This window comes from Paracoccus sp. (in: a-proteobacteria), assembly GCF_047973135.1.
In the GTDB taxonomy this organism is placed as follows: domain Bacteria; phylum Pseudomonadota; class Alphaproteobacteria; order Rhodobacterales; family Rhodobacteraceae; genus Paracoccus.
On record NZ_JBKEBL010000153.1, the window covers coordinates 1 to 22291 of the forward strand.

Genomic DNA, 22291 nt, shown 5'->3' on the forward strand with positions numbered 1-22291 from the left:
AAAGCCGTAGATGTCGGACAGCCGCGAAAAGGCAAGCTGCTTTTCCTGCATCTTGCGCCAGCTCGAAAAGGGTTTTTTCGCGCGGCCAATGACATCGGCGTCCACATCGGCCTTTTCCATCTCGGTGCGGATGTCGGCGGTGATCTGCTGGATCTCATCGCCCGATTCCTTTTGCAGGCTGACAAAGCGGCGGATGATGGAATTGCGGGCCTCGGGGTTGATGACCTTGAAGGCCAGATCCTCAAGTTCCTCGCGCATCCACTGCATGCCCATGCGCCCGGCCAGAGGCGCATAGATGTCCATCGTCTCGCGCGCCTTCTGCACCTGCTTTTCCACCCGCATGGACCGGATGGTGCGCATGTTGTGCAGGCGGTCGGCCAGCTTGACCAGAATGACCCGCAGGTCGCGCGACATGGCCATCAGCAGCTTGCGGAAATTTTCCGCCTGTTTGGACTGGGCCGAGGAAAGCTGAAGATTGGTCAGCTTGGTGACGCCATCGACCAGTTCGGCGATTTCCTTGCTGAAAAGCTGAGCGATCTCTTCCTTGGTCGAGCGGGTGTCCTCGACCGTGTCATGCAGCAGGGCGGTGATGATGGTCGCATCGTCCAGCCGCATTTCGGTCAGGATGGCGGCGACGGCGATGGGATGTGTGAAATAGGGCTCGCCCGAGTGCCGGAACTGCCCCTCATGCATCCGCATCCCGTATTCATAGGCGTCGCGGATCAGGTCGGTATTGCTGCGCGGGTTATAGTTCCGGACCAGCGCGATAAGGTCTTCGACGTCGATCATGCTTGCCGAGGACCCCTGAATGCCTGTCAGCCGCGCTGGTTTGCTTCCAGCATCATGCGCAGCATCCGTTCTTCCGATTCCTCATCGATGGGTGCCGGGCGGTCGATTTCGGCCCCCAGAAGCAGCGCCATCGCGTCCTCTTCGGGTTCATCGACCTCGATCTGGGTCTGGTTCGATTCGATCATCCGTTCGCGCAGGTCATCGACGGGCTGGGTTTCGTCGGCGATTTCGCGCAGGGCGACGACCGGGTTCTTGTCATTGTCGCGGTCAACCGTCGGAGGGCTGCCTGCCGCCATTTCGCGCGCGCGGTGCGAGGCAAGCATCACCAGGTCAAAGCGGTTGGGAACCTTGTCGACGCAGTCTTCAACCGTTACGCGGGCCATGCTGTCACCTGTGCTGTTGCGAATCGTAGAGCCGGGGGCGAAGCCGGATAAGTGGTCATCATCCGGCGGAATGTCAAGCGAAAGCCTGCCTCTTGCACGATGTTATCGGCGTCATTCCCGCCATCGCGCCCTCGGGCAGGGCATTCAGCATCTGCGCGACGGTCCGTCCGGTCACCGGATGGCACCAGTCCGGCGCGATTTCCGCCAGCGGGGCCAGCACGAAACCGCGGTCCTGCATACGGGGATGAGGCAGGATAAGACGGTCCGGAGTCAGGGTCTGTTGCTGATCAGGTAGCAATTCTCTCCATTCGGAGTGAGTCGGCTCATTTGGGCACACGAGGTTGTCAAAAGCAATTAAATCGAGGTCCAGAACACGGGCTGACCAGCGTCCCGAACGGCGGTCACGACCAAAATTTCGCTCAATTTTGTGCAGATAATTCAGCAGGGTTTCAGCATTCAACTGTGTGCGGACCACCATCGCGGCGTTGATGAAGTTAGGCCCGGAACCCGCCGGAAATGCAGGGGTTTTCCAGAATCTGCTCATTGCCGATATTGAAATATCCCGTTCAGCGTGCACAATGCCCGCCACCGCCGTTAGCGTCTGACACACGCTTCCAGCGGCAGACGGCAGGTTTGCACCCAGCGCGATAATACCGAAAGATAGCTTATGCATGCGGCCCTGCTGCCCTACAAACGATGAACCGGAACGGACACGCCCACAGGTCCCTCACCCTGACGTATCCGGATCGGTGAACAAAGACACTGCTTATTGAAGGCAACAAGAATGTTTTACAAGGACGACCGGCTGGCCATCTTCATAGATGGTGCCAATCTCTACGCGGCAGCGAAGGCCCTCGGCTTCGACATCGATTACAAGCTGCTGCGACAAGAGTTCGACCGCCGGGGCAAACTGCTGCGAGCGTATTATTACACTGCTCTCGTTGAAGGCGAAGATTACTCCCCGATTCGGCCATTGGTGGACTGGCTCCACTATAACGGATATTGCGTCATCACCAAACCCGCAAAAGAGTATACCGATGCGATGGGACGGCGTAAGGTCAAGGGTAACATGGATATCGAGCTGACGGTCAGCGCGATGGAACTGGCTCCCCGGCTGGACCATGTGGTGCTGTTCTCGGGCGATGGTGATTTCCGGCCCCTGATCGAGGCGTTGCAGCGTCAGGGCGTGCGGGTTTCCGTTGTTTCGACCATCCGCAGCCAGCCCCCGATGATCGCGGACGATTTGCGCCGTCAGGCGGATAACTTCATTGAACTTGATGCATTGCGCGACATTATCGGCCGCCCCCCGCGTGAGCCGCAGGCAGACGCCTGACATGTTCTGCTGTCCGGTCCGATGACGCAAGGAAATGACGCCGGGACCGGACGTGACCGCGCGCTGGCACTGATCTGTGCCGGCGTGATCGGGGCCATGACCTGCTGGTTTTCCGCCACGGCGGTCATTCCCGAGCTGATCGGCGAATGGGGCCTGTCGCCCGCGCAGGCGGGGTGGCTGACCAATGCGGTCCAGATCGGCTTTGTGCTGGGGGCGCTGGCTTCGTCCCTTGTGAACCTTCCCGATATCGTGCGCCTGACCCGGCTGATCGCCCTGTCGGCGGTGATCGCCGCGCTGGCCAATGCCGCGCTGCTGCTGCAACCGGGCTTTGGCTGGGCCTTTGTCGCCCGGCTGCTGACCGGGGCGGCGCTGGCGGGGCTGTATCCGCCCGCGATGAAACTGATGGCAACGTGGTTCGTCACCGGGCGCGGCTTTGCCATGGGTGTTCTGGTCGCCGGGCTGACGCTGGGGTCGGCGATGCCGCACCTGTTCAGGGCGCTGGGGCAGGGGTTGGACTGGCGCGCCGTGGTTCTGGCCTCGACGCTGGCGACCGTGACCTCGGCGCTGATTTTCGGCTTTCTGGTGCGCGAGGGGCCGCATGCCTTTGGCCGTGCCACCTTCGATCCGCGCCAGACGCTGGCTGTGCTGCGCGACCGTCCAGTGTTTCTGGCGAATCTGGGTTATTTCGGACATATGTGGGAACTGTATGCGATGTGGGCGTGGTTTCTGACCTTCGCCACGGCGGCGGGGCAGGGGGGCGTCGCGCCCTTTGGCAACGCCTCGGCCTTTGCCTTCGTCGTGGTGGGCGGCGGTGTGATCGGCTGCATCGTCGGGGGGGTGCTGTCCGACCGGATCGGGCGCTGCCTGACCACCGCCGGGATGATGGCGGTGTCAGGCACCTGTGCGCTGCTGATCGGTTTCGCCTTTGACGGCCCGGCCTGGCTGCTGGCGGTGATTGCGGTGGTCTGGGGCATCTCGATCATCGGCGACAGTGCGCAGTTTTCGGCCTCGGTCACGGAACTGGCCGATCCACGTCTGATCGGCACGGCGCTGACCTTGCAGGTCTGCATCGGCTTTGCGCTGACGATTCTTGCGATCTGGCTGATGCCGCTGGTCGCCAACCTTCTGGGCGGCTGGCAATGGGCGTTTCTCGTGCTGCTGCCCGGTCCTGCCATTGGCACATGGGCGATGCTGACCCTGCGTCGCATGCCCGAGGCCCGGCGGCTGGCCCGCGGACGGCGCTGATCGTGACGAGACCGCGCTTGCCATCACCTGCCGGGGTGACTAGATAGGCGCGTCCGCAAATGAAAGGCCGAACTCCGTGCAAAACGTCGTGCTGACCATCCACCTGATTCTGGCAGTCCTGCTGACCGGGGTTGTGCTGCTGCAACGTTCCGAGGGCGGCGGCCTTGGCATGGGTGGCGGCGGTGGCGGCGGCGTCATGACGGGACGACAGGCAGCGAACGCGATGACCCGCCTGACATGGATTTTCGGGATCGCGCTGTTCTGCACCTCGATCGCGCTGACGATCATCGCGGCGCAGCAATCCAGCACCAGCTCGATCATGGACCAGATCGGCGCACCCGCCGACCGCACGCCCGAGCCGACGCTGCCCGGCGTTCCGGCCTATGTGCCCCCGCCCGCGACAGGTGGCGATCCGCTGACCCCGCCCACGCCGGACGCGCCTGCGGCCCCCGCACCGGCGGCCCCTGCGGCACAGACACCTGCCCCTGCCGAAGCCGTCGCGCCGCCCCCAGCCACGCCCGCACCTGCCGAGGCACCGGCGGCGACCCGCGATGCGGCCCCCCCGGCCCCGGCGCAGGGCGGTACGCCGTCGAACTGACGCCACACCACACATAGGGGCGAGGGAAATTCGCCCCCACATCCACTTGCGGTCCGTTGCGGACACGGGGCGAATCGTTTATACCTCAAGTCCCGTGATGCTGGTCGTCAGACGGCCCGCAGCCTGACAGAATTTGCACATCACGGGGTCTTTATGGCGCGTTATATCTTCATCACCGGCGGCGTGGTTTCCAGCCTTGGCAAGGGGCTGGCCTCTGCGGCACTGGGGGCGCTGTTGCAGGCGCGGGGCTTTACCGTCAGGCTGCGCAAGCTGGACCCTTATCTGAACGTTGATCCCGGCACCATGAGCCCGTTCGAACATGGCGAGGTTTTCGTCACCGATGACGGGGCGGAAACCGATCTGGACCTGGGCCATTACGAACGCTTTACCGGCGTGTCGGCGCGCCAGACCGACAGCGTGTCCTCGGGGCGGATCTATTCCAACGTTCTGGAAAAGGAACGACGGGGCGAATATCTGGGCAAGACCATTCAGGTCATTCCGCATGTAACCAACGAAATCAAGGACTTCATTGCTATCGGTGGTGATGAGGTTGATTTCATGCTGTGCGAGATCGGCGGAACGGTCGGCGATATCGAGGGGCTCCCCTTCTTCGAGGCGATCCGCCAGTTCACCCATGAACGCCCGCGTGGCGAATGCATCCTGATGCATCTGACACTGCTGCCCTATCTGGCCGCCAGCGGAGAGCTTAAGACCAAGCCCACCCAGCACAGCGTCAAGGAACTGCAATCCATCGGCCTGGCTCCGGATGTTCTGGTCTGCCGCAGCGAACAGCCCATCCCGGAAAAGGAACGCGCCAAGATTGCGCTGTTCTGCAATGTCCGTCCCGATGCGGTGATCCCGGCCTATGACCTGCACTCGATCTATGAGGCGCCGCTGGCCTATCACCGCGCCGGGCTGGACCGCGCCGTGCTGGACGCCTTTCAGATCAGCCCCGCGCCCCGTCCCGACCTGTCGAAATGGGAGGATGTGATGGACCGGCTGGACAATGCCGAGGGCGAGGTGAAAATCGCCGTGGTCGGCAAATACACCCAGCTTGAGGATGCCTATAAATCCATCGCCGAGGCACTGACCCATGGCGGCATGGCCAACCGCGTCCGTGTCCGCGCCGACTGGGTGGACAGCGAACAGCTTGAGGGCGACGGCGCGCATCTGCTGGACGGCTTTCATGGCATAATCGTGCCCGGCGGTTTCGGCGAACGCGGGACCGAGGGAATGGTGACGGCGGCCCGCTATGCCCGCGAAAAGAACGTTCCCTATCTGGGCATTTGCCTTGGCATGCAGATGGCCGTGATCGAGGCCGCCCGCAATCTGGCGGGCATGCCGGATGCCGGATCAGAGGAATTTGACCACGAGGCGGGCAAGACGCGCTTTACCCCGGTGGTCTATCACCTCAAGGAATGGGTGCAGGGCAATTACACGGTGCAGCGCAAGGTCGGGGACGACAAGGGCGGCACGATGCGGCTGGGGGCATATACGGCGGTTCTGGCGCCAGGGTCGCGGATCAGCGAAATTTATGGCGGCGCCTTGCAGATGGAGGACCGCCACCGCCACCGCTATGAGGTGGACGCGAAATACCGCACCGCGCTGGAATCGGCGGGCCTGACCTTTTCCGGCATGTCCCCGGATGGCAAGCTGCCAGAGGTGATCGAATACCCCGATCATCCCTGGTTCATCGGTGTGCAGTCCCATCCGGAACTGAAATCCAAACCCTTCGAACCCGCGCCGCTTTTCGCGGGTTTCGTGCGTGCCGCGATGCAAGAGGGGCGGCTGGTCTGATCCCGCCGCGCCGTCAGGCCTCTTGCCGGTAGTGATGGTCCTGGCCCGCGCTTTGCCACGGCGCGATCCGGGGTTCGTAGCCAAGCGGACGCACCAGCGACGGAACCGCCCGCGTATCAAGGCCATAATCTGCATGCCGCCGGTCCAACGAGGGGACAGCGCCGATCAGTTGCCGCGTATAGCTGTGGCGCGGTGTGGCCAACAGGTCGCGGGCGCGACCGATCTCGACGATCTGGCCGGCATAGATGACGGCGATGCGATGCGCGATGCGTTCGACCACGGCCATGTCATGCGTGACAAAGATATAGGCGAGGCCAAAGTCCTTTTGCAGATCGACCAGCAGATCCAGCACCTTTGCCTGCACCGACACATCCAGCGCTGACACGGCCTCGTCCAGAACCAGAACCGAAGGATTCAGCATCAGCGCGCGGGCGATGCACAGCCGTTGCCTCTGGCCGCCGGAAAATTCGTGCGGATAGCGCACCAGACTGCTTTCGGGCAGGCCCACCCGTTCCAGCAGCATCCGCATCCGCCCAAGCGCGGTATCGTCGATGCGGCGACCCACGGCAGTCAGCGGTTCGGCCAGGATTTGCCGCACCGTCAGACGCGGGTTCAGCGAGGCGTTGGGGTTCTGAAACACCATTTGCACCGGTTTGTCGGTGCCGCCGCTTTGTGTCTGGCTGGCCTCGATCACCCCATTGGCGGGTTTGACCAGGTCGAGGATCGCGCGCGCCGTGGTCGATTTTCCCGACCCGGATTCGCCGACAATCCCCAAGGTCTCGCCTGCCCGCAACTCGAAGCTGACGCACTCGACGGCGTGGACATTGCCGGTCTGGCGGCGGAAAAAGCCGCTATGGACAGGAAAGCGCACCGTCAGATCGCGCACATTCAGCGCCGTGCGGTCCGTGACCGCGTCGCTGCGCACCGCCCGCCCGTCCGAGAAATGTGGCACCGCACGCAGCAGATGCTGCGTATAGGGGTGTTGCGGATCGTCCAGAATGGCATCCAGCGGTCCCTGTTCGACCACCTGCCCGTTCTGCATCACCATCACCCGGTCGGCAAAACCGGCCACCAGCCCGATATCATGGGTGATAAAGATCATGCCGGTACCGGTTTCCCGCTTCATTTCGGCCAGCAGCGCCATGATCTGCGCCTGAATGGTCACGTCCAGCGCGGTCGTCGGCTCGTCAGCGATCAGCAGGCGCGGGTTCGAGGCCAGCGCGATGGCGATCATCACCCGTTGCAGCATGCCGCCTGACAATTGATGCGGGGCGGCGGCAAGACGGCGGGCGGCATCGGGGATCCGCACGCGCTCCAGCGCCTTGCGTGCGGCATCCCTTGCATCCGCACCGGACATGCCATGCTGAAGGCGGAAAATCTCTTCGATCTGGGTGCCGATGGTCAGGACCGGGTTCAGCGAGGTCATGGGTTCCTGAAAGATCATGCCGATCTCGCGGCCCCGGATCCCCTCCAGCGCGTGTTCGGGCGCGGTGGCAAGGTCGATGCGGCTGCCATCGGCGCGGGTAAAGCCGATGGATCCCTGCGTGATCCTGCCGCCGCCGAAATCGACCAGCCGGTTCAACGCCATCGACGTCACCGACTTGCCCGAACCGGATTCGCCGACGATCGCCAGCGTCTCGCCCGGCGCAAGGTCGAAGCTGACGCCGTGGACGACCTCGTTCGTCTCGGGGCGGGGGCCAAAGCCCACCTTCAGGTCGCGTACCGAAAGAAGGCTCATGCCAGCGTCCTTCGTGTCTTGGGGTCAAGGATGTCGCGCAGGGCGTCACCCAGCAGGTTGAAGGCCAGCACCGCCAGCATCAGCGCCACGGCGGGCACCAGCAGCAGCCAGGGCGCCATCTCCATCAGGTTGCGTGCATCGGCCAGCATCAGCCCCAGCGAGGCGAAGGGCGGCTGCGTCCCAAGCCCCAGAAAACTGAGCCCCGCCTCGGTCACAAGCGCCCATGCCAGCGCCAGCGTGACCTGCACGGTCAGCGGTGCGACAAGGTTCAGTGCCAGATGCCGCGTCATGATATAGCCGCGCGACGAGCCAAAGGTCCGCGCCGCATCGACGAAATCGCGGCGGCGCAGCGACAGGGCCGGGCCGCGCACGACGCGGGTGAAGATCGGCGTATAGACAATGGCGATGGCCAGAACCGAGGTCCATGTGCCGGGGCCAAAGATGGTGATGATCAGCAGCGCCAGCAGGATCGCCGGAAAGGCCAGCAGCACATCCATCAGCCGCATGACGATGCCATCCCACAGGCCTGCATACCATGCCGCCGTCAACCCCAGAACAGTGCCGATCAGCGTGGCGACCCCGACCGAAAAGAACGAGATGACAAAGCTTTGCCCGATTCCCGCCATCAGCCGCGAGGTGACGTCGCGTCCGAACATGTCGGTACCCAGCCAATGCACGGCAGAGGGCGGTTGCAGCCGGGCAATGCGGTCCTGTGCCAGCGGATCGAATGGTGTCAGCCCAAGCCCGCCCATGATGGCGGCGATCAGGAACAGCACCATGATCGTCAGCCCGATCCTGCCCGACGGGTGACGGGCGGTGTCTTTCAGCAAGGTGATCATTTCGCCTCGAAACGGATGCGCGGGTCAAGCGCCGCATAGGCCAGATCGACCAGCAGATTGACCACCATGAAATTGAACGCGATGAACAGGACCGATCCCTGCACCAGCGCATAGTCGCGTTGCAGGATGGCGTTCAGCACCGTCCGGCCCAGACCGGGCAGCGCGAAGATCTGTTCCACCAGCACCGCGCCTCCCAGCAGATAGCCAAATTCCACCCCCGACAGCGTCACCACGGGGATCAGTGCATTTGGCAGTGCGTGACGCCAGATGACCCGCCGCCGCGACAACCCCTTGGACCGGGCAGTGCGCACGTAATCCTCGCGCAGGATGTCCAGCATGGCCGAACGCGAAATGCGGATCACCGCCGCCGCAAAGGCCGAGCCAAGCGTAAAGGCGGGCAGGATCATCTGCGCCAGATTGGCCAGCGGATCCTGCGTGACGGGGACAAAACTGCCCATCGCGGGCAGTACGCCGAACCCGACCGACAGAACAAAGATCAGCAGAAGGCCGACAACGAAGCTTGGCGTCGATTGCCCCAGCATCGCCAGCACCCGCACGATCAGATCCGAGGGCCGGTCCTTGTGCGTTGCCGCCCAGATACCGGCGGGCAGGCCGATCGTCAGCGCGATGATCATCGACAGGACCGCCAGTTCCAGCGTCAGTGGGAAATGCCGCAGGATCACCGTCATGACCGGCAGGCCATAGGTGGTCGAAATGCCGAAATCGCCGGTCAGCACGCCGCCGAACCAGTGCCAGAACTGCGTGAACCAGTTCTGGTCGAGGCCATAGTAAGCCGCCAGCGCCTCGCGCTGGACGGGGGTCAGCAGGCCGGATTCGGTGCCAAGCGCCGCCGTGATGGCGTCACCCGGCACCAGCCGGATCGAGATGAACACGAAAACCGCCACGCCCAGCATGACCAGCGGAAACATCAGCAATCGCCTCAGCGGGTAGGACATAGCTTTTCCCCGATGCGCCTTACTGGCGGGCGACGCTGGTTTTCGTCAGCCCGAACAGCGACCCGGTGGGCGTCGGTTCGAACCCCTGCACATAGTCCTGTTCGGCGGCATAGGTATAGCCGGTATACAGCCAGACCCAGGGCGACATCTCGGCGATGTGGCGTTCGAAATTGTGAAAGATTTCCTTGCGCTTTGCGGGATCGGTTTCCTCGCGGCCCTGCCGCATCAGGCTGTTCAGATCGTCATCGATGTAATTCGCGACGTTCTGAAGATTGCCGTCCTTCGTCCAATAGCGGTTATACATGGTAAAGGGATCGGGCCGTCCGCTGTTCAGCGCCACCGCCATGTCGAAGTCGCCCTTCAGCCAGGCATCGACATAGACATTCTGTTCCTTCATCTCGATGGTCAGGTCGATGCCGATTTCCTTGAGCTGCGATTGCAGTACCTGCGCCTCGGCGGCGGCGGTGGGGGGCTCGCCTGTGGCGGCCATGATGGTCATGGCGAACCCGTCCGCCTGTCCGGCTTCGGCCATCAGCGCGCGCGCCTTGTCCAGATCGCGCGTGTAACAGAACAGTTCATCCGTCGGAGTGGCATAGGCGGCCATGGTCAGCGGTCCGGTGACGGCCCCTTCTCCCAGCAGGGCTGTATCCAGAATGTCCTGCCGGTCAACCGCACAGGAAATCGCCTGCCGGACCCTGAGATCGGTCAGCGGGGCGCGGGCGGGGTTCAGTTGCAGGACGTGATAGGACAGCAGCGGTGCCTTGGCCAGATTCAGCCCCGGCGTCTGCGGCACCAGCGTTGCGACGAAAGGATCGTTGATCAGCGCGAAATCCACCTGCTTCGAACGCATGGCCGCCAGAATCGCGGTCTCGTCCGGCAGAACGGAAATGTCGATCCCCTCCAGCGGCAGCGCGCCGCCATGCCAGCCCTCGAAAGCCGCAAGCTTTGCGCTGGCATTCGGAGTCCAGCTTACGTAACGGAACGGCCCCGAGCCGACCACCTCGGTTCCGACCTTCCCCGCCTCGATGGCGGCCGCGGGCAGAATGGCGGCGTTGATGGTCGCCAGCGCCGTCAGGAAGGGCACGTTCGGGCCGTCCAGATGAAACACCACGGTCGCGTCGTCGGGCGTTTCGATCGAGGTGATGGCGGTGAAATTTGCGCGCGCCGCTGCGCCGGTCTGTTCGTCCAGGATCCGGTCGAAACTGGCCCGGACATCGGCCGAAGTCACGGGCGAGCCGTCGTGAAAGGTCGCGCCGGGGGCAAGATGCATGGTCAGCACGGTCGCATCGCCGTTGAATTCCCAGCTTTCGGCCAAGGCCGGAACGACATCGGCCTTGCTGTCCAGATTGACCAGCGGTTCATAGACAAGCTCCAGAAACCGGATCGACGAAAAGGCGGTTTGCTTGTGCGGATCCAGCCCGGTCACATCCTGCGACCACGCGACTTTCAGCGTCTCGGCCCATGCCGCGCCGCCGGCCAGCGATGCGCCAAGCGTCATGGCGATACCGGCAAGTTTCAGCGCGTTTGAAAAGCGGTCAATCATGTCTCATCTCCCTGCATGATCGTGAATTAGGCGGCATCGGCGCCGGTTTCTCGGGCAAAACCGTACCTCTCGGTCTTGTTGCTGCGCTAGACTATTTTATTCCTTAAGTCAATCTTAATGACGATATTTTATTCCTTGTTTGCGACGCCTCATTCCGCCTTATTACCGCCTCAGGAATAGCGAATCGGAAACCCATGTCGATCCTGACCATCCTGAGGGGGCAACTTGACAGCCTGACCCTAGCCGAGCGCGAGATTGCAGGCTTTGTTCTGGACGCCCCGGAAGAGGCGATCCGCCTGTCCTCGGCCGAACTGGCGCAGCGCACCGGGCGCAGCCAGTCCAGCGTGGTGAAATTCTGCCAGAAACAGGGTTTTCGCGGCTATCAGGATTTCAAGGTGGCACTGACGCGGGCGGCCTCGCAGACATGGCGCGCGCCGGCGGGGGTGATCCACGGCACCATCGACAGCAGCGACAATTTCGCGACGACCCTGCAAAAGCTGCTGGGGGCCAAGATCCATGCCATACAAGAGACACTTTCGGTCAACGAAGAGGCCACGGTTCAGGCCGCGCTTGATGCGATCCGCGCGGCGCGGCGGATCCAACTTGTCGGGATGGGGGCGTCGTCCCTGGTGGCGCGGGATCTGGCCTACAAGCTGCAAAAGCTGGGCTATATGGTGCTGTACGATCCCGACAGCCATATCCAGATCGCCAATGCGGTCACGCTGAACCGGAACGACATCGGTATCGTCATGTCCTTTTCCGGCAATACGCTGGAAACCTGCCGCATCGCGGAAACCGCCGCCCAACGCGGCGCGAAGGTGATTTCCGTCACCGGGGTGCAGCCCAACAGACTGGCCAAGGGGGCGGCGATCCGGTTGTTCGTGGTTGGCGACGAATTGCAGGCGCGCAGTTCGGCGATCTTTACGCGCGATGCGCAGCTTGCGCTGACGGATTTGCTGTTCATCCTGCTGGTGCAGTCGGAAAGCCATGCCAATGCGCTGATTCAGGCCGCGCGTGATGCCGTCGAATCGCTGAAGATCTGACCCCGGCCTATGTCAGCTCGGTCACAAGATCATAGTTGTCGCCGCGATACAGTCCGCGCGTGTATTCCAGCGCGCGACCGCTGGCCAGATAGGACACCCGTTCGATCCGCAGGGCGGCCGCGCCTGACAGGATGCCCAGAACCTGGGCGTCCTTTGGGGTCAGGTTGGTCGCGGTGATCCGCTGGATGCCGCGCACCGGGGTGTGGCCGCTGGCACGCAGCGCGTCATAGAGGGATGAGCCGATGGCAGCGGGATCGGGCAGCACAAAAGCGGGCAGCGATGTCCGTTCGATCGCCAGCGGCGCGCCATCCGCCACCCGGACCCGAACCAGTCGCGCGACCATGTCATGCGCGGACAGGCCAAGCGACATCATCTCTTCATTGGTGGGCGGGTTGATGCTGCGGCTAAGCCAGTCCGAGCGCGCGACCAGCCCACGCCGGGTCATTTCCTCGGAAAAGGATGACAGCCCCTGCTGCGGTGCCGCCGGCGCGGTGGTCTGATTCGCGACATAGGTGCCCGAACCCTGCCGCTGCATCAGCCGTCCGGCCTTGACCAGTTCCTTCATCGCCCGGCTGACCGTGACGCGGCTGAGGCCGGTCATCGCTGCCAGTTCGCGTTCGGGCGGCAGCATCACGCCCGGCTTCAGCGCGCCCGAGCCGATCAGATCGGCGATGGCGGCGCTGACCTGCCGATACAGCGGCCCCTGCGCCGCCTGCCGCCCGATGGCGGCGCGAAACATGTTGTCCGACACCCCGATACCCGCCTGATACAAGTCCTTTTTAATACCATTCCACAGCATTGATCGCGTGTCAATTGCATAATTTATCTTTAAGTACATTATGTTAAACGAATCAATCCAAAATGGATCTAAAATGGATTGACAATGGACCTAACAGTTTTTAATGTCCCCCTCGGAATGCTGGAGGAAGGCATGGCTCAGCTATCATTGCGCGACGTCCGAAAGGACTTTAACGGTGTCGAGGTTATTCGCGGCATCGATCTGGAAATCGGCGACCGCGAACTGGTTGTTTTTGTCGGACCTTCGGGTTGCGGCAAGTCCACGCTGCTGCGCCTGATCGCGGGGCTGGACAGTTTTTCCAGCGGGGAATTCATCATTAACGGCAAGTCGATGGAACATGTCGCGCCGTCCCGGCGGGGCATCGCCATGGTGTTTCAGTCTTATGCGCTGTACCCGCATATGGATGTCTACGAGAACATGGCCTTCGGCGTGCGCCTGCAGGGGCTGGCCAGGGACGAGATCGACCGTCGCATCGCCGAGGCGGCCGGGATCCTCAAGCTGGAGCCGCTGCTGAAACGCAAGCCGCGGGAATTGTCGGGCGGTCAGCGGCAGCGGGTGGCGATCGGGCGGGCGCTGGTGCGCAAGCCGGATGTATTCCTTCTGGACGAGCCGCTGTCGAACCTTGATGCCGCGCTGCGGTCGGATGTGCGGCTGGAAATCGCCAAGCTGCATCAGGATATCGGCGGCACGATGATCTATGTCACCCATGATCAGGTCGAGGCGATGACGCTGGCCGACAAGATCGTGGTGCTGAATGGTGGCATTATCGAACAGGTGGGTAGCCCCCGCGAGCTGTTCGAAACGCCCTGCAACACCTTTGTCGCGACCTTTATCGGCTCGCCCAAGATGACGCTGGTGACGGCCACGCGTGACGGCGACCGTTTCTCGATTCCGGGCAGCGGTACGGTTGAAATTCCTGGCGCGCCGGTCTCGGGGCCGCGCGTGACTCTGGGGATCCGGCCCGATGCCTTCACGGTTCAGGATGATGGCGAGGGTTTCGCCGCCCAGCATGTGTATTCCGAATATCTGGGCAGCGACGCCTATGTCTATGCGCGGCTTGGCGACGGCACGCTGGTCTCGGTGCGCAGCGATACCCGGCCCGAGGCGCTGGCCCATGCTGGTGCGCTGCGGCTGATGGCGAACCCGCAGGCCATGCATTTCTTTGATGCCGATACCGGCAAACGCCTCTGACAAGACATAACCAACAGGAAGCAACCATGACCAACATGCTGAAATCCGCAACCTTTGCGTTGCTGACGACGACTTTCGCCGTTCCCGCGCTTGCCCAGGATCTGACCCTGTGGAGCTGGCGGCAAGAGGATCGCGCCGCCTATGAAACCCTGATCGCGGATTTCAAGGCAAAGAACCCCGACATCAACATCAAGTTCGAGGCGTTCGAGGCGGCCAGCTATGCGACCGTGCTGTCCACCGCGCTGGCTGCCGATCAGGGCCCTGACCTGATGATGGTACGCGCCTATGGTGCCTTTGAAACCGTCGCGGGGGCGGGCTATCTGCTGCCGCTTGGCCCCGAGGACGTGCCGGGGCTGGCGCAGATGCCCGCCGACGCGCTGAAGGCCGAAACGCTGCGCGCGGATGGCAAGACCTATGCCGTGCCCTTCGCCTCGCAGACGATGCTGGTCATCTATAACAAGGACATCTACGATCAGCTTGGCCTGAAAGTACCGGAAACCTGGGACGAGCTGACGGCAAATGCCAAGGCGATCAAGGATGCCGGGATGTTCGGCTTTGCCAATGGCACCGCGACCGCGTGGCAGAACGAAACCATCGTCTCGGCGCTGACCTCGTCGGTGATCGGGCGGCAGTTCTTTGACGATGTCGAGGCGGGCAAGGCCGATTTTACCGATCCGCGCTTTGTCGGCGGCCTTCAGGCGCTGAAGGACATCAGCGCCTATTTCCCCGACGGGTTCACCGGTCTTGACTATCCGTCGTCGCAGCAACTGATCGCCTCGGGCATGGCGGGCATGTTTGCCGGCGGCTCGTTCGAGCTGGCCAATATCCAAAGCCAGAACCCCGATATCAAGCTGGGCGTCTTTGCCGCACCGGGCAAGACCGCCGAAGATGAAAAGCTGGTCGGCAAGTTCTTCGATGGCGGCTATGGCGGCAATGCCAAGACCAAAAACCCTGACGCCGTGAAGGCGTTTCTGGCCTATACCGCGACGCCGGAATTTGGCCAGAAATTCGCCAATGCCCTTGGCAACTTTTCTCCGATCCCTGGCGTGACGCTGGACAATCCGCTGCTGCAAGAGGTCGCGGCGCTGAACGAACATGCGGTGCCCTACATCATGCTGACGAATTTCCGCTATCAGGAGCCGTCGGGCTCGGTGCTGTTGCAGGCCGAGGTGCAGAAGATGCTGGCAGGCGAAGCTACGCCGGAAGAGGCCGCGAAAAAGGTCAACGAGGGAATCGCGCTTTACTACGAGCCGTTCCAGAAGAAGTGACCATCACCGGGGGCGGGTTCGCCTCGCCCCCTTCACCAACATCCCGGATGAGGAAGCGTCATGGGCGATGCGGCCATGTCACACAAGAAAATGGCGGGGCTGCGTCTGACAGGGCGCGGCATGTGGATCAGTTTCCTGCTGATCCCGCCGCTGGCCGTCATGGCACTGTTTGTCGTCTATCCGATCCTGTCGGCCCTGGCCTATGCGTTCTATGACTGGAACGGTCTGGCGCGGGGCGAATTCATCGGACTGGAAAATTTCCGCACGATCCTGTTTCAGGAACCCTACGCGGCCGTCACCTGGAACGCCTTCAAGCATAACGTCATCGTCTTCTTTTCGCTGATGATCGTGCAGAACGGCGTGGGCTTCGTGCTGGCCTATGCGTTGTGGCGTGAACTGCCCGGCGCGCGGCTGCACCGGATTTCCGTGTTTCTGCCCGTGGTTCTGTCCACCGTCATCATCGGTTATCTGTGGAAACTGTTCTTTCATCCGCTGTTCGGCGTCGTGAACCAGCTTTTGCGCAGTGTCGGGCTGGACGGTCTGGCGCAGCCCTGGCTGGGGCAAAGCGAAACGGCGCTGGCCGCGCTGATCTTTGTGAACGCATGGGCATGGGTCGGCTTTCCGACGCTGGTATTCCTTGCGGGCATGCAGCGTATTCCGGGCGAGCTGCTGGACGCCGTGCGGATGGAGACCGACAGCGAACTGACCGTCATCCGCAAGGTCGTCTGGCCGCTGATCGCGCCCTCGACCACGGTGGTGTTCATCCTGCTGTTCATCGGGTCGTTCAACTGGTTCGAACTGCCCTATATCATGGCCGGGCTTGACGGCTCGCCCTTCGGATCGACCGATGTGCTGGGGCTGGTCTTTTATCGTACCGCCTTTGGCAATCAGTCGGCGGGAACGCAGGATTTCGGCCTTGGCTCGGCGCTGGCGGTGATCATGTTCCTGTTTATCGCAATCGTCGCCACCGTCTGGACGCTTCACCTTCGCAAGCGGGAACTGGAAGTATGAGCACCGCACCCACCACCAGCAGGGGCCTGCTGGCCGTCTTTGGCCGCGACGGGCTGATGCAGATCATCCTGATCGGAAACACCGTCGTGATGCTGTTTCCTATCGTGATCATGATCTTTTCGGGCTTCAAGTCCAACATGGAGATCTATCAGCACCCGTTCGCGATCCCCGATTTCACCAATTTCCAGAATTTCACCGCCATGGCTACGGAAAGCAATTTCCTGCGCTATCTGTGGAATTCCTTTTTCGTGACGGGCGTGTCGATCCTGTGCATCGGGGTTCTGGGCACGATGGCGTCTTACGCGCTTGGGCGGTATCAGTTTTCGGGCTCTGCCTTTGTCCTGATGTTTTTCATGGCAGGGCTGATGCTGCCGCTGAAGCTGGCGATCATTCCGCTTTTCGTGCTGTTCCGCGACCTTGGCATCCTGAATTCGCGCCTGTCGCTGATCGCTGTCTATACCGCCATGGGTCTGCCCTCGACCATCTTCATCATGACCGGCTTTATCCGCACCCTGCCCAAGGAACTGGAAGACGCAGCCCGCATGGATGGCGCATCCGAAGCGCGCATCATGTGGAGCGTGATGCTGCCGCTGTGCCGCCCGGCCATGGTGATCGCGGGGATCTATAACCTCGTGCCGATCTGGAACGACTTCTTCTTTCCGCTGGTCTTTATCCAGGACGAAAGCCTCAAGACCCTGCCGCAGGGGATGACGATCTTCATCGGGGAATTTGTCACCAACTGGGGGGTGATGTTCGCGGGTCTGACGCTGGCTGCGGCACCCATCACCATCGTCTATGTGCTGCTGTCCAACCAGTTCATCAACGGTATGACCTCGGGGGCGGTGAAGTGACGATCCTTCCCAAAGGCGGGTTGCCCAAAGGCGGGTTGATCGTGTCCTGTCAGGCCCGCGCCGACAACCCGCTGCACGGCCCGGTATTCATGGCCGCGATGGCGCAGGCGGCCGAGGCTGGCGGGGCGGTGGCGATCCGCGCGAACGGCGCGCAGGACATTGCCGCAATCCGGCACGAGACGCCGCTGCCGGTGATCGGCATCAACAAGGTCTTTGACCCGGATGAGGCCGTCTATATCACTCCCAGCCGTGCCGCCGCAGATGCGGTGATCACGGCGGGGGCGGGCATCGTCGCGTTGGACTGCACCGACCGCCCGCGCCTGCGAGGTGAGGACTGGCGCATTGTCCTTGCCCATATCCATGACGCCGGATGTCTGGCTTTTGCCGATGTGGCGACGCTGGCGCAGGGCGTGGCGGCAGCAGAGGAGGGGGCCGATTTCGTTGCCTCGACCCTGTCAGGCTATTGCGGCGGGCCGGTGCCTGCCGAACCGGACTATGCGCTGATTTCGGATTTGGCCGCGCATGTCGCCGTTCCGGTCATCGCCGAAGGCCGCCTGAATACCCCCGACCGCGCCGCCCGCGCGCTGGACGCCGGCGCCCATGCCGTCGTGGTCGGCACCATGATCACCAACCCGCGAGAGATCACCCGAGCCTTTGTTGCCCGGCTGACCGCGCTCGCATAAGCAAGGACGTGTTTTGATGGCGCTTTATCTTGGCGTCGATACCGGCGGTACCGAATCGCGTTGGGCCGCAGTCGATGAAACCGGCGAGCTGGTCGCGCGCGGCATATCCGAGGGGGCGACGGGGCTGATCTATGACGCCTCGTCCATGGCCGCCTTCGCCGGTGCGCTTGAGGGAATCCGCGACGCCCTGTCCGGCCCGCCCGAATACGCGCATTTCGGCATTACAGGCGCGGGTTTCAGCCAGAATGTGCAGGTTGAAAACCAGATCAAGGCGCTGTTCCATCTGCCGCCCGAACGCTTCAGCTATTCCAACGACATGATCCTGGCATGGCATGCGGCCTTTGACGGCCAGCGCGGGCATCTGGTCTCGGCGGGGACCGGGTCAATCGGCGTCACGCTGGATCCGCAGGGCCAGCCCATCGTGGTGGGCGGGCGCGGGATCCTGATCGACGACGGCGGCTCGGGCACCTGGATCGCCCTGCGCGCCCTGGATGAGGTGTTCCGCATCATCGACCAGCATGGCAGCCCGCGCGGGGTCGAGATTCTGGCCGACCGGCTGTTCTCGATCATCGGCGGCGACGACCGCGACGCGACCCGCGCCTATGTCTATGGCAAGGATCGTGGCCGGATCGGCCTGTTGGCCATGCCCGTGGCCGAGGCCGCGCATGCGGGCGACCAGCTTGCGCTGAACATCATCCTTCAGGCGGGCCGCGAACTTGTCCGGCTGGCCCGTGCCCTGCTGGCCCGGAACGGTCAGGCGCGCGTCTCGTTCATCGGGCGGGTGATCGGCCTGCACCCGGTGATCCGCGAGGTGATCCAGAAAGAACTTATCAGTGAAGACATCGATTTTCCTGTGATAGACGCGCCGTTACATGCCGCGCGCATGGCGCTGAAGAAAGCAGAGACAGAATGAAAAGCCCCACCGAAACCCATGCCGCCCGCTATGCCGGGATCGAAACCTGGCCCACGACCGAGATCGTGGATGCCATGGTCGAAAGCCAGATCGCGGCGGTGGCTTGCCTTCAGGCGCAGCGCGCGCCCCTGACGCAGGCTGTCGATGCCGCCGCTGACCGGCTGTCGCGGGGCGGGCGGCTGATCTATCTGGGGGCCGGCACTTCGGGCCGGGTGGCGACGCTGGACGCCGCCGAACTGGTCCCGACCTTCAGTTGGCCCGCCGAACGTGCGGTCTCGCTGATCGCGGGCGGGCCTGCGGCGATCACACAGGCCATCGAGGGGGCCGAGGACGATGCCGTGGCCGCCGGTACTTCGATGGACGAGCTGTCGCTGTCGCCTGCCGATGTGGTGATCGGCATTGCCGCGTCGGGCAACACGCCCTATGTCGTCGGCGGGCTGGATCACGCCCGCAAGGCAGGCGCGCTGACCATCGGTGTGACCAACAACCCGCAGGGCCGGTTGCGCGATCACAGCGATATTGTCATCGCCCCCGACACCGGAGCCGAGGTTCTGGCCGGATCGACGCGGATGAAGGCGGGCACCTCGCAAAAGGCGGTGCTGACCTGCCTGTCCACCGGCATTTTCCTGCGGCTTGGCTATGTCTGGCGTGGCCGCATGGTCGAGATGCGTCCGACCAATGCCAAGCTGCATGCCCGCGCCATCGAGATGGTTGCCGATCTGGCCGATTGCGATGCCGCAACGGCCGAACGGGTGTTGAACGAGGCCGGACACTCGATCAAGCTGGCGGTGGTGATGATCCTGCGCGCGCTGCCCGTGGATGCGGCCCGCGCGGCGCTTGAGGCGGCAGGCGGGCGGCTGCATCTGGTTCTGGCGCAGACGCGGACCGGCGATGATCCGGCTGACTGAAATCGTCTTTTCGTCCTGCTCGACCGCGCCGAGCGATGATTATTTCGGCTTTTGCCGGAACCGCGCCGGGATACATCTGTGGGTCATCGACGGGGCGACCTCGGTTTCGGACCGGCCCTGCCGTGTCCGGCCCGACATGCGCGATCCGGCATGGTTCGCGCGGGCGCTGTCGGCGGGGATGACCCGGATTCTACGCGTCAGCCCGGCCTCGGGCGGGCTGACCCCGCGCATGCTGGCCCCATTGCTGTCCGAACTGGGCGACCGCTATCACGCGGCGGCGGGCGGCGATCTGCGCAGCTATGAAATCCCGCTGGCCGCGATGACCTATCTGTGCCTGCGCCAGCGCGGTGACAGTTGGGATGTGACCGGGCTGCAATATGCCGATTGCTTTCACGCGATCATGCGGGCTGCGCCCCGGCTGCCCATGGGCCGGACCGGCCCCCTGCCGCAGACGCCACGCGCGGCATCGTTGCCAAAGGACGACGCGACCATGCAGCGATTGCGCGATCGCCGCACCGCGCAGATCGAGGATTTGGTCTCGACCGCGATCAGCCTGCGCCCCGAAAGCGCCGCCTGCGCCGAACCGATCAGCTATTGCCACCGGGGGCCGGGGTTCCTGATCGTCGGATCGGACGGGTTCGCCCGTCTCCATCAGGAATACGGCCTGCTGCCGCGCGAACAGCTTATGCGCCGCGTCGCTGCGGGGGGTGCGCTGGCCTCTGTGGCCGCGATGCGCCGGTTCGAGAACGCCCATCCCGGACATGGCCGCAGCGTCAAGCCCGCCGACGACGCAACCGTGATGACCGCCATCCTTTCGTCATCGGTCGCACCCGACCGGCCCGAAGGCTGGAAAATCCGCCGCAACGCGACGACGACCCATTGGGCCGCAATTGGCGGGGCCAGCTTGCGCAGTTGATTCACCTTGAAGCGGTCGCAAATTGGTCTGAAAATCAGGCAGACCTTGATAGTGACCCGCTTTGGACAATCATGCAGGCAGGATATCGTGACCAGACCCCATGATGAGACACTGGCGCTGCTTGACCGGTTGATCGCCTTTCCAACCGTCAGTGCCGACAGCAATCTGGCCTTGATCGACTTTGCCCGTGATCATCTGCTTGCCTCGGGTTTTCAAGTCCATCGCCTTCCCGGTCCGACCGGAACCAAGGCGGGGCTTCTGGCCCGGATGGGGGAAGGGCAGGGCGGGGTCATGCTGTCGGCGCATAGCGACGTGGTGCCTGTGGCGGGGCAGGTCTGGACGCGGCCTGCATTCGCGCTGACCGACGAGGGCGGGCGGCTGTACGGGCGGGGCACAACGGATATGAAGGGATTTCTCGCCTCGATGCTGGCCATGGCCGGACGCGCGCGTGGTATGGCGACAAACCAGCCGCTGATGCTGTGTATCTCTTATGACGAAGAGGTCGGCTGCACCGGTATTCGCGAGATGATGCCCGGTTATCAGGCCCTGCACTGGCAGCCCGGTCTTTGTATCGTCGGAGAGCCGACGGGCATGCGCCCCGCCATCGGTCACAAGGGCAAGACCGCCTTTCGCGCATCCTGCCACGGGCAGGCGGGTCATTCCTCGCTGGCACCGAATTACGTGAATGCGCTGCATCTTGCGTCGGATCTGATCGGTTTGCTGCGTGGCCTACAGGACGAATATGCCACTGGCGGGCGGCGCGACGACGCCTATGACATTCCCTGTTCGACGGTTCATGCCGGGCGGATGAATGGCGGGACCGCCCTGAACATCGTGCCCGACAAGGCCACCGTCGAATTTGAGCTGCGGCATGTCGGCGGCGACGATCCGGCCGATTTTCTCGGGCGGCTGACCCTTGGGATCGAACAGTTGCTGCGCCCCTATCGGCAGATCTGCCCCGAGGCGGAAATCATCGTCGAAACCACCAATGCCTATCCGGGTCTGGCGGTCGGCCAGGACGATCCTGCGGTTCACCGGGTTGCCGCATTCAGCGGACATGACGCGCCGATCAAGGTCGCCTACGGGACCGAGGCCGGCTTTTTCGCCGGGATCGGCATTCCGACGGTCGTTTGCGGGCCGGGTGACATGGCCGGGCAGGGGCACAAGCCCGACGAATATCTTGAAGCCGCCCAGCTTGCGGCCTGTGACCGGATGCTGGACCGGGTGCTTGCAAGTCTGGTCTGACCCAGGTGTCAGGATCATTTACAAATCCGGCAGACCGCGACAGGCTGACGCATGTGGCGGGCCGCCTTGCCGGAAACCGGTTTCGGGGCTGATGGCCTTGGAACCGGAGTGGGTGATGCAACTGCGCTATACCTTGAGGCAACTGGAATATTTTGTCGCGGTGGGGGACACCGGCAGTATCGCCGCTGCATCGCAACAGGTGAATGTGTCGTCGCCATCCAGAGCGGCGGGGAGGTCCCCGC

The 22291-nt window shown here is 63.1% G+C and carries 23 protein-coding genes; 15 read left to right on the forward strand and 8 right to left on the reverse strand.

Features of this window, described 5'->3' with window-relative positions; all coding sequences use genetic code 11:
• The 3 genes from ACK5L9_RS11780 to folK all read right to left on the reverse strand — a co-directional run.
• A partial coding sequence (locus tag ACK5L9_RS11780; RefSeq protein WP_416911656.1) for an HD domain-containing protein occupies positions 1-789 on the reverse strand: 789 nt, incomplete at its 3' end.
• Between the two features lie 26 nt (positions 790-815).
• Entirely contained in the window at positions 816-1172 is a 357-nt protein-coding gene (gene rpoZ, locus ACK5L9_RS11785) for a DNA-directed RNA polymerase subunit omega (RefSeq protein ID WP_416911657.1), read from the reverse strand.
• A gap of 73 nt (positions 1173-1245) precedes the next feature.
• Positions 1246-1845 (reverse strand): 2-amino-4-hydroxy-6-hydroxymethyldihydropteridine diphosphokinase, encoded by a 600-nt coding sequence (gene folK / locus ACK5L9_RS11790; protein ID WP_416911658.1) that lies wholly within the window; start codon positions 1843-1845, stop codon positions 1246-1248.
• A gap of 111 nt (positions 1846-1956) precedes the next feature.
• Between folK and ACK5L9_RS11795 the strand changes: the two genes are divergently transcribed.
• The 4 genes from ACK5L9_RS11795 (at position 1957) to ACK5L9_RS11810 (ending at position 6145) form a co-directional block, all read left to right on the forward strand.
• Entirely contained in the window at positions 1957-2505 is a 549-nt protein-coding gene (locus ACK5L9_RS11795; protein WP_416911659.1) for an NYN domain-containing protein, read from the forward strand.
• 21 nt (positions 2506-2526) lie between these two features.
• Positions 2527-3750: an MFS transporter gene (locus tag ACK5L9_RS11800; protein WP_416911660.1), complete on the forward strand. Its 1224-nt coding sequence runs from the start codon at positions 2527-2529 to the stop codon at positions 3748-3750.
• Positions 3751-3826: 76 nt separating this feature from the next.
• Positions 3827-4348, forward strand: coding sequence for a preprotein translocase subunit SecG (secG, locus tag ACK5L9_RS11805; protein ID WP_416911661.1), 522 nt, complete (start codon positions 3827-3829; stop codon positions 4346-4348).
• A gap of 153 nt (positions 4349-4501) precedes the next feature.
• Positions 4502-6145 carry a CTP synthase gene (locus ACK5L9_RS11810; RefSeq protein ID WP_416911662.1) on the forward strand — a complete coding sequence of 548 codons (1644 nt, stop codon included), beginning with the start codon at positions 4502-4504 and terminating at the stop codon, positions 6143-6145.
• A gap of 13 nt (positions 6146-6158) precedes the next feature.
• Here the strand turns inward: ACK5L9_RS11810 and ACK5L9_RS11815 are convergent, their stop codons facing one another.
• Genes ACK5L9_RS11815 through ACK5L9_RS11830 form a run of 4 tightly spaced genes read right to left on the reverse strand, consistent with a single transcriptional unit; the run spans position 6159 to position 11221 of the window.
• Positions 6159-7883 carry an ABC transporter ATP-binding protein gene (locus ACK5L9_RS11815; RefSeq protein ID WP_416911663.1) on the reverse strand — a complete coding sequence of 575 codons (1725 nt, stop codon included), beginning with the start codon at positions 7881-7883 and terminating at the stop codon, positions 6159-6161.
• Positions 7880-8722 carry an ABC transporter permease gene (locus ACK5L9_RS11820; RefSeq protein WP_416911664.1) on the reverse strand — a complete coding sequence of 281 codons (843 nt, stop codon included), beginning with the start codon at positions 8720-8722 and terminating at the stop codon, positions 7880-7882. Before ACK5L9_RS11820 ends, ACK5L9_RS11815 begins: the two co-directional genes overlap by 4 nt.
• Positions 8719-9678 (reverse strand): ABC transporter permease, encoded by a 960-nt coding sequence (locus ACK5L9_RS11825; RefSeq protein ID WP_416911665.1) that lies wholly within the window; start codon positions 9676-9678, stop codon positions 8719-8721. Before ACK5L9_RS11825 ends, ACK5L9_RS11820 begins: the two co-directional genes overlap by 4 nt.
• Before the next feature lie 19 nt (positions 9679-9697).
• Positions 9698-11221: an ABC transporter substrate-binding protein gene (locus ACK5L9_RS11830; protein WP_416911666.1), complete on the reverse strand. Its 1524-nt coding sequence runs from the start codon at positions 11219-11221 to the stop codon at positions 9698-9700.
• A 194-nt stretch (positions 11222-11415) separates the two neighbouring features.
• Here ACK5L9_RS11830 and ACK5L9_RS11835 point away from each other — a divergent pair, with 194 nt between their 5' ends.
• Positions 11416-12264 (forward strand): MurR/RpiR family transcriptional regulator, encoded by an 849-nt coding sequence (locus tag ACK5L9_RS11835; RefSeq protein WP_416911667.1) that lies wholly within the window; start codon positions 11416-11418, stop codon positions 12262-12264.
• 7 nt (positions 12265-12271) lie between these two features.
• Here the strand turns inward: ACK5L9_RS11835 and ACK5L9_RS11840 are convergent, their stop codons facing one another.
• Complete coding sequence (locus tag ACK5L9_RS11840) at positions 12272-13036, reverse strand: GntR family transcriptional regulator (RefSeq protein WP_416911668.1); 765 nt, start codon at positions 13034-13036, stop codon at positions 12272-12274.
• A gap of 159 nt (positions 13037-13195) precedes the next feature.
• Here ACK5L9_RS11840 and ACK5L9_RS11845 point away from each other — a divergent pair, with 159 nt between their 5' ends.
• The 10 genes from ACK5L9_RS11845 to ACK5L9_RS11890 form a co-directional block, all read left to right on the forward strand.
• Entirely contained in the window at positions 13196-14254 is a 1059-nt protein-coding gene (locus ACK5L9_RS11845) for an ABC transporter ATP-binding protein (RefSeq protein ID WP_416911669.1), read from the forward strand.
• Positions 14255-14280: 26 nt separating this feature from the next.
• The gene (locus tag ACK5L9_RS11850) at positions 14281-15522 is read left to right on the forward strand and encodes an extracellular solute-binding protein (RefSeq protein WP_416911670.1); all 1242 of its coding nucleotides are present in this window, start codon (positions 14281-14283) and stop codon (positions 15520-15522) included.
• A gap of 60 nt (positions 15523-15582) precedes the next feature.
• Positions 15583-16533 carry a carbohydrate ABC transporter permease gene (locus tag ACK5L9_RS11855; RefSeq protein WP_416911671.1) on the forward strand — a complete coding sequence of 317 codons (951 nt, stop codon included), beginning with the start codon at positions 15583-15585 and terminating at the stop codon, positions 16531-16533.
• A complete protein-coding gene (locus ACK5L9_RS11860; protein ID WP_416911672.1) occupies positions 16530-17384 on the forward strand; it encodes a carbohydrate ABC transporter permease in 855 nt (284 codons plus the stop codon). Before ACK5L9_RS11855 ends, ACK5L9_RS11860 begins: the two co-directional genes overlap by 4 nt.
• Positions 17381-18067 (forward strand): N-acetylmannosamine-6-phosphate 2-epimerase, encoded by a 687-nt coding sequence (locus ACK5L9_RS11865; RefSeq protein WP_416911673.1) that lies wholly within the window; start codon positions 17381-17383, stop codon positions 18065-18067. Before ACK5L9_RS11860 ends, ACK5L9_RS11865 begins: the two co-directional genes overlap by 4 nt.
• Before the next feature lie 16 nt (positions 18068-18083).
• Positions 18084-18980: an N-acetylglucosamine kinase gene (locus ACK5L9_RS11870; RefSeq protein WP_416911674.1), complete on the forward strand. Its 897-nt coding sequence runs from the start codon at positions 18084-18086 to the stop codon at positions 18978-18980.
• Positions 18977-19888: an N-acetylmuramic acid 6-phosphate etherase gene (locus ACK5L9_RS11875; protein WP_416911675.1), complete on the forward strand. Its 912-nt coding sequence runs from the start codon at positions 18977-18979 to the stop codon at positions 19886-19888. Before ACK5L9_RS11870 ends, ACK5L9_RS11875 begins: the two co-directional genes overlap by 4 nt.
• Positions 19872-20804, forward strand: coding sequence for a hypothetical protein (locus tag ACK5L9_RS11880; protein ID WP_416911676.1), 933 nt, complete (start codon positions 19872-19874; stop codon positions 20802-20804). Before ACK5L9_RS11875 ends, ACK5L9_RS11880 begins: the two co-directional genes overlap by 17 nt.
• Positions 20805-20891: 87 nt before the next feature.
• Complete coding sequence (argE, locus tag ACK5L9_RS11885; protein WP_416911677.1) at positions 20892-22049, forward strand: acetylornithine deacetylase; 1158 nt, start codon at positions 20892-20894, stop codon at positions 22047-22049.
• Positions 22050-22164: 115 nt separating this feature from the next.
• Positions 22165-22291, forward strand: a 127-nt coding sequence (locus ACK5L9_RS11890) for a helix-turn-helix domain-containing protein (protein WP_416911678.1), incomplete at its 3' end; no start/stop codon positions are given.